This is a genomic window from Bacteroidales bacterium (genome assembly GCA_013141385.1).
In the GTDB taxonomy this organism is placed as follows: domain Bacteria; phylum Bacteroidota; class Bacteroidia; order Bacteroidales; family Tenuifilaceae; genus UBA8529.
The window spans coordinates 1-12,170 of record JABFRB010000017.1 but is presented as its reverse complement, the minus strand read 5'-3'; the positions used below and the strand labels follow the sequence as shown (position 1 = coordinate 12,170).

Annotated in this window: 13 protein-coding genes, 1 tRNA gene and 1 pseudogene; 4 read left to right on the top strand and 11 right to left on the bottom strand. The window is 34.9% G+C overall.

Translation table 11 applies throughout. The features are described from left to right. The first annotated feature begins 53 nt into the window (after positions 1-53). Both panB and HOO91_10025 read left to right on the top strand, forming a co-directional pair. Complete coding sequence (gene panB, locus HOO91_10030) at positions 54-869, top strand: 3-methyl-2-oxobutanoate hydroxymethyltransferase (GenBank protein ID NOU17881.1); 816 nt, start codon at positions 54-56, stop codon at positions 867-869. Positions 870-883: 14 nt separating this feature from the next. Next, positions 884-1,570, top strand: coding sequence for an RNA pseudouridine synthase (locus HOO91_10025; GenBank protein NOU17880.1), 687 nt, complete (start codon positions 884-886; stop codon positions 1,568-1,570). A gap of 112 nt (positions 1,571-1,682) precedes the next feature. Here HOO91_10025 and cdd read toward each other — a convergent pair whose 3' ends face one another. Beyond that, a complete protein-coding gene (gene cdd / locus HOO91_10020) occupies positions 1,683-2,174 on the bottom strand; it encodes a cytidine deaminase (protein NOU17879.1) in 492 nt (163 codons plus the stop codon). A gap of 129 nt (positions 2,175-2,303) precedes the next feature. On the opposite strand from cdd, the pseudogene HOO91_10015 reads away from it, so the two are divergent. Next, positions 2,304-3,269 (top strand): annotated as a pseudogene (locus HOO91_10015) (LysM peptidoglycan-binding domain-containing protein). Positions 3,270-3,305: 36 nt separating this feature from the next. Here HOO91_10015 and HOO91_10010 read toward each other — a convergent pair. The 6 genes from HOO91_10010 to HOO91_09985 form a co-directional block, all read right to left on the bottom strand. Next, positions 3,306-4,277: a methionyl-tRNA formyltransferase gene (locus tag HOO91_10010; protein NOU17878.1), complete on the bottom strand. Its 972-nt coding sequence runs from the start codon at positions 4,275-4,277 to the stop codon at positions 3,306-3,308. Between the two features lie 14 nt (positions 4,278-4,291). Further along, the gene (locus tag HOO91_10005) at positions 4,292-5,545 is read right to left on the bottom strand and encodes a bifunctional 3,4-dihydroxy-2-butanone-4-phosphate synthase/GTP cyclohydrolase II (GenBank protein NOU17877.1); all 1,254 of its coding nucleotides are present in this window, start codon (positions 5,543-5,545) and stop codon (positions 4,292-4,294) included. Between the two features lie 65 nt (positions 5,546-5,610). Next, the gene (locus HOO91_10000) at positions 5,611-6,795 is read right to left on the bottom strand and encodes a glycosyltransferase family 2 protein (GenBank protein ID NOU17876.1); all 1,185 of its coding nucleotides are present in this window, start codon (positions 6,793-6,795) and stop codon (positions 5,611-5,613) included. Positions 6,796-6,797: 2 nt separating this feature from the next. Beyond that, complete coding sequence (locus tag HOO91_09995) at positions 6,798-8,000, bottom strand: glycosyltransferase family 4 protein (GenBank protein ID NOU17875.1); 1,203 nt, start codon at positions 7,998-8,000, stop codon at positions 6,798-6,800. 4 nt (positions 8,001-8,004) lie between these two features. Further along, a complete protein-coding gene (locus HOO91_09990) occupies positions 8,005-9,486 on the bottom strand; it encodes a YjgP/YjgQ family permease (GenBank protein ID NOU17874.1) in 1,482 nt (493 codons plus the stop codon). Positions 9,487-9,573: 87 nt separating this feature from the next. Then, the gene (locus tag HOO91_09985) at positions 9,574-9,972 is read right to left on the bottom strand and encodes an SRPBCC domain-containing protein (protein NOU17873.1); all 399 of its coding nucleotides are present in this window, start codon (positions 9,970-9,972) and stop codon (positions 9,574-9,576) included. Positions 9,973-10,231: 259 nt separating this feature from the next. Between HOO91_09985 and HOO91_09980 the strand changes: the two genes are divergently transcribed. Then, positions 10,232-10,305: transfer RNA gene (locus tag HOO91_09980), tRNA-Met, on the top strand. Between the two features lie 126 nt (positions 10,306-10,431). Here the strand turns inward: HOO91_09980 and HOO91_09975 are convergent. From HOO91_09975 to HOO91_09960, 4 genes are all read right to left on the bottom strand, one after another. Further along, positions 10,432-10,587 carry a hypothetical protein gene (locus HOO91_09975; protein ID NOU17872.1) on the bottom strand — a complete coding sequence of 52 codons (156 nt, stop codon included), beginning with the start codon at positions 10,585-10,587 and terminating at the stop codon, positions 10,432-10,434. A gap of 182 nt (positions 10,588-10,769) precedes the next feature. Further along, complete coding sequence (locus tag HOO91_09970; GenBank protein ID NOU17871.1) at positions 10,770-11,039, bottom strand: hypothetical protein; 270 nt, start codon at positions 11,037-11,039, stop codon at positions 10,770-10,772. Positions 11,040-11,201: 162 nt separating this feature from the next. After that, positions 11,202-11,507: a hypothetical protein gene (locus HOO91_09965; GenBank protein NOU17870.1), complete on the bottom strand. Its 306-nt coding sequence runs from the start codon at positions 11,505-11,507 to the stop codon at positions 11,202-11,204. A gap of 35 nt (positions 11,508-11,542) precedes the next feature. Beyond that, a complete protein-coding gene (locus HOO91_09960) occupies positions 11,543-11,773 on the bottom strand; it encodes a hypothetical protein (GenBank protein NOU17869.1) in 231 nt (76 codons plus the stop codon). Positions 11,774-12,170: the final 397 nt, after the last annotated feature.

Below are 12,170 nucleotides of genomic sequence, written 5' to 3'. Positions count from 1 at the left end.
TTATTGCCTTAAATTTGAAGTTTTTAATGTGAAATCTTTATAAATATTAAAATATGTCAATCGAAGGTAAAGCTCGAATTGTTACAACTCACGTGTTGGGTGAAATGAAACATAGAGGGGAAAAAATATCAATGCTAACGGCTTATGATTTTTCAATGGCAAGAATACTTGATGCTGCTGGTATTGATGTGATTCTAGTTGGGGACTCCGCATCCAATGTAATGGCAGGTTATGAATCGACACTACCGATTACCCTTGATCAGATGATATATCACGCATCTTCTGTAGTGCGTGCAATTAAAAGAGCATTGATAGTTGTTGATATGCCGTTTGGATCATATCAGGGTAATTCGAAATTAGCCTTAAACTCAGCAATACGTATAATGAAGGAGAGCGGTGCTGATGCTGTAAAACTTGAAGGAGGAAGGGAAATAGTTGAATCTGTATCTCGTATACTTTCCGCAGGTATTCCTGTTATGGGACATCTTGGTCTTACGCCGCAATCAATTCATAAATTTGGAACTTATGTTGTTCGTGCAAAGGATGAGGATGAGGCGGATAAACTGGTTGAAGATGCTCAAATCCTTCAGGAAACAGGCTGCTTCTCAATCGTTCTTGAAAAAATACCTGCAAAATTAGGTGCTAAAGTTGCTCGTGATTTAAAAATTCCAGTAATAGGTATTGGTGCTGGCAATGGTGTAGATGGTCAAGTACTTGTAACTCATGATATGCTTGGAATTACTCAAGAATTTTCTCCAAGATTTTTAAGGCGCTACCATAACCTTTATGCAGAGATGCTAGGTGCTTTTCAGTCATATATAAATGATGTTAAGAATTCCGATTTTCCTAATGAAAAAGAACAATATTAGCCTTAATAATTCTTATGAATTTTACACCTGACCGTATCCTTTATGAGGATAACCATATTATTGCCGTAAATAAGACTAATCATGATATTGTTCAAAGTGATAAAACTGGCGATGAACCACTAATTGAGCAGATAAAGTCGGTTATTAAACTTCGCGACAAAAAACCGGGGAATGTTTACCTTGAGGTGATTCATCGAATTGACAGACCTGTTAGTGGGGCGGTGCTTTTTGCGAAAACTAGTAAGGTTTTACCTAGAATGAATAAGCTTTTTCATGATGGACAGGTAAAAAAAATCTATTGGGCAGTTGTAAAAAGTATTCCTCCCAAAGAGAGTGATACTTTAACCCACTATTTATTAAGAAACACCAAGCAAAATAAGTCCTACGTATTTGATACGGTTAAACCCGAATCGAAGGAGGCTAAGCTTATTTATAAAGTGCTAGGAAAAACAAGCAATTACTTTCTACTTGAAATAGAACTTTTAACGGGTAGACATCACCAAATAAGAAGCCAACTTGCAAAGATTGGATGCCCAATTAAGGGCGATCTAAAGTACGGCTTTCCTCGATCAAACCCTGATGGGGGTATTCATCTTCATTCAAGGTTGGTAAGTTTTATCCATCCAGTTAGCGGGGAATTTATTGAAATTGTTGCACAAACCCCAGAGGATGTTCTTTGGAAAGAATTTTTGGCCTTGTAGCAATTATTTGTTGAGGTTGTTAGATACCTTTCTAATATAAAAAACAACCTCTAAAGGCTTAATTTATAACCGGTCAACAATTTAATAAACAGGAGTTTTGTTCTAAAAAACTTTACTTAACAGCATCGTTAACGTTGGAAAAATTAAATGGAAGTAGAAAAGAAACATCTTCAACTTCGTAAATCTTTTGACTACCCACCATTATTACCTTTATTGGTTTTTTCCCAATATTTCTTGATTCAATCATCACCTGACGACAAGCACCGCAAGGCGGAATGGGATCGATAGTTAGTTGATTATTAAAACTAGCGGTTATTGCGATTGTTTTTATAGGAATACCAGGGTATTTTGCCCCAGCATAGAAAATTGCAACTCTTTCAGCACAAAGCCCTGATGGATACGCACCGTTTTCTTGGTTACTCCCTTGAATTATTTCTCCATTTTCCAATAAAAGGGCTGCTCCAACTTTAAACTTAGAGTAAGGGGAATAACTTGTTTTTTGAGCATCTATAGCCAAGTCGACTAATCGAATATCTTCTGGGTTAAGTTCGCCTTTATTAGAATATTCAATAAATTTAAATCCTGATTCTTTGACTGCTTTCATCGGTCAGTTTCTTTTAATAAGCAAATAATCACCACCAAATGTATTAAATACTTGGAATATTCCAGCTGATTTTCCGCATGTTCTATGAATTAAGAAAAATAATACAATTTGACCAACATTTTAATACTTTTGCAAAGTAAAATATAAATTATGAAGTTGATTAACCTATTGATTCTCCTATTAGTTTTTCCAGTTTTGACTATTGCTCAAAAGAAGTTAACACGTGAAGAATATATCGATAATTATAAGAATATTGCCATTTATCAAATGAAAACGAAAGGAGTGCCTGCTAGTATTATTCTAGCTCAAGGACTATTGGAAAGCGATAATGGGAATAGCAAATTGGCAATAAAAGCGAATAATCATTTTGGGATTAAATGCCATAATACATGGTCTGGTTCTACTATTTATATGGATGACGATATGCGTAATGAGTGTTTTAGAAAATATAGTAATCCAGAAACATCATACAAAGATCATTCAGATTTTTTGAGGGGTGCACGCAGGTACTCTCTTTTATTTGATCTCGATCCAACCGATTATAAGGGATGGGCTTATGGACTCAAGAAGGCAGGCTATGCCACAAACCCACATTATGCAGAAATGCTTATAAAGATTATAGAAGATAATAGTTTATATATATATGATAAGGGTATTTCCGTTGAAGTTGAATCACCAACTAAGGGTATGGGGGATTTGGTTGATATCGACCACTTTGTAATTGACATGAATAAGCACCGAAAAATATTCACTCGTAATAGGATAAAGTATATCATAGTAAGGAAGGGTGATGATTACGCAAGTTTAACTAAAGAACTTGAATTGCTGCCATGGCAGTTAGCTAAATACAATGAATTAAATAGGGATTCTGCATTAAAGGAGGGACAGGAGATTTACATTCAACCAAAACGATGCAGAGCCGAAATAAACCACTCAGTGCATGTTGTTGAAAAGGGCGAAACCATGTATTCAATCTCTCAATTGTATGGGATTAAGCAAAAAAGTTTATACCGTAAGAATAGGATGAAAATAGGAGAGCAGCTTGAGGTAGGACAAGTAATTCAATTAAGGAAACGTAAGCCTAAGGATAAGTAAATCGCAAATAAAGCTTAAGTCAGGAATATTTCGAATTCAAATCATTTTAATTGGTGCAACATTTCTAAGCCCGTTCAGAAATTCATTGGTTTTCATAGGGCGTTTGCCAGCCAGTTGCATTTCGATTATACTAACAAAGCCATTATTACAGGCAACATTAAGTGCGTTTTTCCCTTCGATTAAAATTAATCCGCTTGTATGTTGGTGATTTTTTTCGATTTGAATTGATTTCAATATTTTAGTTTGAACCGCAGTCCCATCTTCAAATATTAACTCTGTCCAAGCGCCTGGGTAAGGACTTAAGCCCCTGATAAAATTATGAACATCAGATACTGTTTTCGTCCAATCGATACGACAAGTTTCTCTGAAAATCTTTGGTGCAGATTTGACCTGCTCGCTATCCTGAAGATATAGTTGTTGAGCAATTGGTTTAACCTTTTTTTCAGTAATGGCTTGAACCGTTTTTAGAACCAGTTCAGCTCCGATAACCATTAGTTTATCGTGAATATCCCCGGCAGTATCATTCGTATCAATATTTACCTCTTCCCTGTAAATAATATTTCCAGTATCAATCTCTTTATCAATAATAAAAGTGGTAACGCCAGTTTTCTTCTCACCATAGATAATTGCCCAATTTATTGGAGCAGCCCCTCTATATTGGGGTAAAAGAGAGGCGTGTAGGTTAAATGTTCCCAGTTTAGGTACCGACCAAATTGATTTTGGTAACATTCTGAATGCAACAACTACGGCTATATCGGGACTTAATGAGTTAAATTCACTAGTAAAGTCAGGATTCTTTAGTTTTTCGGGTTGTAGTATTTTTAAACCTTTCTCTTGCGCATAGATTTTTACCGGAGAGGATTGAACTTTTTGACCTCTGCCAGCGGGTTTATCCGGCACTGTAACAACACAAACAATATTATAACCAGCATCAACTAGAGTTTTTAATGGCGCAACCGCAAAATCGGGTGTACCCATATATACTATCCTGATATCTTTGGTCATTATCAAGTTAAATGATATTAATGCTTACCATTATTTGGTTTGAGTAGTAGTATGTGACCCATTTTATCTCGTTTTGTTCTAAGATAAAATTCGTTATGTGGGTTAGAGTCTATTTCGAGAGAAATATTTTCTGTTACCTTTAAACCATATCCCTCCAGCCCTTTTCGTTTAACAGGATTATTTGAGATGAGTTTCATTTTATGAATACCAATCTCACGAAGGATACTTGCTCCAATTCCGTAATCTCGCTCATCGGGTTCGAAACCAAGTTCAATGTTGGCCTCTACAGTATCTAAACCTTCTTCTTGTAGTTTATAAGAGTGAATTTTATTGAATAAACCAATTCCCCTTCCTTCTTGATTCATGTATACAAGAACACCCTTACCTTCTTTTTCAATCATACTCATCGCATGGTGGAGTTGAGTACCGCAATCGCATCGATATGAACCAAAGATATCCCCAGTAACGCACGATGAATGCACTCTTACTAATACGGGTTCATCTAAATCCCATGTTCCTTTTATAAGAGCAACATGTTCCAACCCATTCGATTTTTGTCTAAAAGCGATTAGATCAAAATCACCGTAGGCGGTTGGAAGTTTAATCTTTGATCCTACTTCAATAATGCTGTCAAATTGTAAACGGTATGCAATTAAATCCTTTATTGATACTATCTTTAAATTAAACTGTTTGGCTATTTGAATAAGTTCTGGTAATCGAGCCATCGAGCCATCATCATTCATGATTTCGACTAAGGCTCCTCCAGGGTTTAATCCTGCCAAGCGAGTGAGATCCACAACCGCTTCGGTATGACCAGCTCTTCTGAGTACCCCTTTTTCTCTTGCCTTTAATGGGAATATATGCCCAGGTCTACCCAAATCTTCTGGTTTTGTTGTTGGATCAACCAGAGCTTTTATGGTTTTTGCCCTATCAGATGCAGATATTCCTGTTGTACAACCTTGTCCAATTAAATCAACTGAGACAGTAAAAGGAGTTTGGTGAAGTGCTGTATTATTACCAACCATTAATCCTAGGTCGAGTTCAACGCAACGATTTTCGGGAATTGGAGCACAAATTAGTCCTCGGCCATATCTGGCCATAAAATTAACTATCTCAGGAGTAATAAGTTCTGCGGCTACAATAAAGTCCCCCTCGTTTTCCCGATCTTCATCATCAACAACAATAATAACTTTACCTGCCTTAAGTTCTTCAAGTGCTTCAGATATTGTGTTAAGCTTGAATTCGGTGTTGCTTTGTTGTTTGATGCTCATCTATATTTTTGTTTTTAATTGATGCAAAAATAGCATATTGAACTGAAAACTATACATAACATTTGTCAGGTTTGTCTTAAGGATTTATCCCATTTTACATTTTGTTTCCCATTAACATAGCGAATAAACCCTTGCACAATTGAAATGTTCATCATGAAAAGGTAAAAAGGAAGAAACACCCATTTTGTTGATATTTGTTTATCTTTAAATAGCCAACCCGAAAAAATCATTAATAATACGAATATCTGAATTATGAGAATTGCTTGATATATAGTGGATTGACTGTATAAAAGGAGAATTAACACGTTTAATATGGGCAGCAACAGGAGGGAAATAGGTAGTACAAACCATCTTAAGATTTTGTGTGAAAAAAATTGGAACGAGAAAAGAGGATGCTTAAGTGGGTTTAATAACTCCATACTTCTAAAAAGTGCTTGAAAACTTCCTGCTGCAATTCGAATTTTTCTCTTTTTTTCCTCATTAATATTTGCAGAGGCTTTTTCGCAAGCATAGGCATCAGGTACATACTTTACCAAATATCCTTTTTTAATTACATGGGTTGAAATAATAAAATCATCGAGTATGGTATCTTTTTTAACCTCTTCAAATAATTCAGTTCGAATTGCATAAAGTTCCCCAGTTGCGCTAAGTGTAGAACCACAGGTTGATTCTATTTGCTTGATAAAAGATTCGTATTTCCAGTAAATTCCTTCACCTGTGGCAGCAGCGTTCTCAATGGGGTTCATTAGGATTCTTTTTTCTCCAGCAACACAACCAACCTTAGGATTGGAGAAGGGTTTAACTATATTATTGATAGCTTCTGCTGAAAGCATGGCATTTGCATCCGAAAAAATAACGATAGGTGTTTTAACGTACTGCATTGCAAAATTTATTGCAGCAACTTTCCCTTGTCGTTCGATTTGATTTAAAAGGGTAACATTCGGGTATTCTGCTACCAGATCCTTAGTTTTATCAAATGAACAGTCATTAACCCAAACCTGTGTTATTTTATCATGAGGGTAGTCCTGTTGAAAGGTATTCTTAACTTTTTCGTCAACGTTTTTCTCTTCATTGTATGCGGCAATAATTATTGTTACCTCAGGAAATTTAGATGCTGAGTTCTCCTTATTGCTGCCTCTATTTGAAGGGAAAAATTTCTTGATAAAAGATATAAACAGTATGATTATTGTATAACCAATATAGCTATAGATGAGTAATCCAATGAATAACCAAAAAATAAACTTGACCACCTTTAAATAAGTTTTTTGTAAAAAGCTTCCAACTTTTCTGCTAATGCAGAGGTATCAAAATTATCGGTTGCAAAAATACGAGCTTTTTTTGCAATACTATTCTTTAATGCCGGAATACGAATCAATTCGATAATTGCTTCTGCAAAATCCTTAGGTTCATCGGCAATAATAACTTGTTCTCTATTCGTTGCAGATATTCCCTCGAGTCCAATGGAAGTGGTAACAATTACATTCCCTAGCATCATTCCTTCAACAATTTTCACCCTCATTCCACTTCCTGATAGGATTGGAACTGCTAGAAGGGAGTATCTACTAAGGTATTCGGTTGCACTTTCCACTTCGCCATGAAAGATTACACTTTTTTCCTTTTTTAATCTTTCAACAATTGATTTTGAGGTATTCCTACCTGCAATATGGAAAGATACGCTGGGACATTCATTAAGTATTCTTGGCCAAACATTGTTTAAGAACCAATATAAACCTTCTTGGTTTGGAATCCAATCTAACGAGCCTATGAAACAAATATCACTATTAGCTAAACCAGTAGAATTAATTAATTCAGGTTTAGTATAGCCCATTGGTATAGAAATGGTAGGTTTGCTAAAGTCATTTGCTTTAAACCATTGCTCATCGCGTTGAGAAATGGCAACCAAAGCATTTACTTGAGCCGATATTGAGATTTCCATTCTAAGAATTCGCTTCGAAAGCAAAGAGAAATACTTAGTCTTTATCCAATTTTTTTCGTTTTTTGATATTCTCTCCCAAATTTCGTGTTCGATATTGTGAGATCTATAAACAATAGGTGCTTTTGTTAGCTTTTGTACTTCTAAAAGGTAGGTTACAAGATAAAGCCCTTCAAGTTGAATAATATCAAATTTATTGCTATTAATAATATCTTTAAGTGCTATGCTGTAATTTTTATTACTGAAACGCTCAATATTATATGGTAAACTAGAAAAAAACAGATTCAGAATGCCCTTAAAAGGGTTAATCCTTGTGTTAATATGTATTAGTTTGATATTGATTAAGTCTTTTATTTCCTTTGGAATCCATTCGGGCTCACATTGATGTTTAGGTGTAGAAATTGCAAGAATAGTAACTTTATTACCGACTTTAGCAAGCCCTTTTGCCATGTTGAGTGTAGCTAGGGAACTTCCATCTTTGGCTGGGAAAGGAGGCTTGTTGGCTAAAATCAGGATGTTCATCTATTTATTTAGGGAGGGTTGGCTTTAAACCGATAATTTTCCTATGGATTTTCTTATAAAGAAGTAGGATTTTTTTAAAGGATTCTGTATAGAAATCAGGATTCATAATTACAGAATCAGTGGTTGCTTTATATGAGAGAAAAGCACCAAGTGGTAGCAAAATAAAAGATGATAGCCACATCCCGGCAGCAGGTTGCCAAATAAGTTCTCGTGCAAATTTCTCACCAGAGATTGTTATAATGTAGTAAAGCACAAAAAAGAAAACGGATATTACAACAGGCATACCCAGCCCCCCCTTCCTAATTATGGCTCCAAGGGGTGCTCCAATAAAGAAGAATACGAAACATGCAAATGATAACGAAAATTTTCTATTCCATTCAATTTTATGCCTTGCAATGTACTTTCCTTTAGAGTAAAACTCATCACTAGTAGAAGAAATAAAACTTTTTGTTGATCGTGCACTTGAAATTGCAACATCAATTATTCTTTGCTTCTCTAAATTTGATAATATGTTGAAGAGAGAATCATCAGGGAAGAGAAACATCTTCTTGTGTAAACTATCTTTACTATTTGTGTTTTTATTCCTTTGGAATACAGAGTAATGTAAATTATGCTGAAATGATTTTTCTCTTGACCTATATTGTTTGCTTAACGAATCTTTTACAATATCAAGTTGATGAAGATTCATAGTTTGTGCGCTACTTTTAAAAAGCTCTTCGTCAGTTTTTTGCAATCCTTTTCCTTGTAACTCGAATACAATAACTTGTTCTTGAAATTTTTGGCTAGTTGATGGAAACGATCGATTCCCTGATTTACTTGTAGCGCTTTCGATCCTTTCCTCATAAGTATTGCCGCTATAAAGTGTTGCTACTAATCGTTTTTCGTCATTAGAAACTTTTATATAGCCTGAATCTGCTGAGGTGATAACCAAATTACCCTCATTTTTACTATGATCATAAATCATTATTCGACGCATTAAACTCGTCTTTTGGTTTTTCTCCGCAATTTTTATGCTATAGACGTCATTAATTGTGGTGAAAATCCCTTCTTTTATTGCTAATTCGGGCTTTTGTTGTTTTACAGAATATAAAAGTGTAGATATCTTAAGATTTGTATAGGGGAGTACGTTATTTGAAAAGAAAAAAGCGCTTATACTAATTAGTATTGTAATAAAGATGAGCGGACTTAATATTCTTGGTAATGAAATGCCTGCCGATTTCATAGCAAGAAGTTCATTATTTTCCCCCAAATTTCCCATAGTCATCAATGAGGCAAGGAGTGTAGATAGGGGTAAAGCCATGGGAACTAGGTTTGATGAAGCGTAAAGCAATAGTTCCGCAATAACCTTCCATTCTAGCCCTTTACCCACTAAATCGTCAATATACTTCCAAAGGAATTGCATTAAAAGTATAAACATGACGATGAAAAAAGTCATCACCAATGGGCCAATGTATGATTTAATGATAAAGCGATATAAGGTCTTCACTGTGAATTAAGGATTATTTTAGAAATCCAATGACAAAAATAAGCGATTTTTCTAAAATATTTGTTTTTCAGGAGTGTGAATAGAGCACTAAATACCCAAAATCCTTTTTAGATTTCCAATCTGAGAATTCCAAAGAGAAATTGATTCATTAATATCTTCATTTTCATCGAGTTGTTCAATAACCTGAAGTGAAACTTCTCCAGTAAGGTCGTGCACTATAATTCGAAAATTAAAAAAACTCTTTGGACTTGCTCCCTCTCTTAGCCAACGGAATTTGATATTTTTATTCTCCTTTTTTTCAAGAAGTTCAGCTTTAAGCTCCGTGTTGTCCCAAATAAATGTATAAGTTTTACCTGAAACATTAACATTATCAGCAAACCATTCAGATAAACCCGAAGGGGTTGAGAGTCTATTAAAAAGTAAATGAGGAGGGGTGTTTAAAGCAAACTCTAGTTCAATTCTGTTTAAAGTTTTTACATCTTCCATGATTTTTTCTATTATTCTTTATTAAAACAGTTTAAGTATAATTTTATTACTTTTTTTACTTTTTTTGCAAGATATGAAAAAATGGATACTAATCTTTTTTATTGCTAATGTTTTTATGAACACTTGTTTTTTAATTTGGCACATATTGATATTCAGAAGAATATTCAGGAGATAGAAAACTTATATCTTCAAATTGTTTTCATTAAGTAAAAAATTGGTGGATAAAAATAATTTTATACTTTTGCACCTCAATTCCGATGGCGAGGTAGCTCAGCTGGTTAGAGCGCATGATTCATAATCATGAGGTCGGCGGATCATTCCCGCCTCTCGCTACAAGAAAATTAGGGGTTTTAGTAATTTTACTAAGCCCCTTTTTATTTTTACCATATTTTTCATTGTTTGATTTTTAAGAGGTCAAATAGAAAAGTTGTGGATTTAGTTTTCAAGCGTAAATTATAGTTAGCCTATAAAAAAGGGAATATCTCGAACACCTCTCTGCATAGATCTAAAAGCCTTTATTTTTGAGTTAAACGATTCGGTAGGCGTATTAACTTTGAATACATGTAAGAAATCAGGGTAGTCATCATAAAAAATGGGATGTCTATACCTAGAAATGAATAAACATCATAGATGTAATTTAAAGACTTCGATATTCAGGTTAGGTGTGTTTTTTTATGCGAATGAGATCATTATCTATCAATTATTACCTCATATTGGTTAATTCTACTTTGGTAGATCGGTTTGATATAATCTTAATGTATCCTTAGCTCTTTGTTTGTGGCGTATAGATATTTGCTCTATTCTGTATGTGGATATATCGTAACGGATATTCTCTCGTGTTTTTTTGCAAGTAAAATTCTAACATCATTGTACGAGAGCAATGGCAAATCTTGTGCGTTTTTCATTCGTTCACGCTGCACATACTGCATGGCAACACAGGTTAATACCATATGATTGTTAAATCCCTTGTACGTCCTGACTTGATAGTCAGACATTCTCAGATCATGGCTATTGCCTCTAAAGCACCTTTTAATCCAGAATCTTTGTGCTTGTATGAATGCAAACATTTCGGGACTTTGTTCGTCTACCCCGATGTTGATCAGGGAGTACTGCGCCTTATCTTTTCTGTGCATTGGTTTACGAATAACGAGGGTTTGCTCTATGGCTTCTAAATCTCCTCCTTGTACGTCCCATACCCATACCCTTGCCACGTGGAGTAGGGTTATTGACTATCTGTCCTTATCCTGACCTCTTCGTAATATGAACCCCCGAAGTGATTTCTGGTATTCAGCCACAGATACGCTCTGAACATCAGGTTTCGACAAGGTCGCTTTCCGCCCTCTTTTCCCTGCTTGTGGTTCGAGTACTCTTATAACCGGTTTCTGCAAATATACCTGCTGATTGCTATGTACATCAAGCACGTACTTTTTACCCAAGGCATTAACTCCTTTGCTAAAAGTAAACCTGTTACCGTACGAACCATCTTTGTTGGCAAAATCAAAATGATCGCCGTTTTCTATTTGCTCCTTGACCATCTCTAGGCTCAGTTCAGGCTTGGGTTAAGAAAAAATCATGTCCTCAGGTATCCCCGTTTTGATGCATCGCTCCTCATCGTCTGTCCATTCTTTTGGTAAAAAAAACTAACGTTGGTTATACTTGCATGCTTATCTGCGCATAGGCCTAAGTACACCCCAACTTGGCAGTTATCGACCCTCCCTATTGTGCCTGCGTATTGTCGAGCAATCCCAGCCGACTTAATGCCTTTTTTCAGGTGGACTTTATCATCTACTGTGCAACCCACCAAACCTAATGTACTTGCATACAGATCTGAAAAGAGTCAATATTTACTATTCAATTTTGTGTAAAAACTTGATCAATTCAAGGAAAGGACATAAACCTTACAATTAGTATTTTGATTAGAAATATCCTTTAATTTTTGTAAATTTAAGGATATGTGAGTATAATTTGTCAAGTATAATAATCTGGATATCTAAAGATCTTGAGAAATACTTTTTCGTTTTAACTTTAGTCAAACTAAAACAGGGGATGGTACTTGACTACAATAAAAGTAATGTTTATTATGAAATAAAACGATTTAATGTATAAGTGTTAATATTTAATTGATAATAAATAGAATGAAATAAAAAAATACATATTAAAAGAATATATAAAATATGAAAATAGTAAACGTATAATAT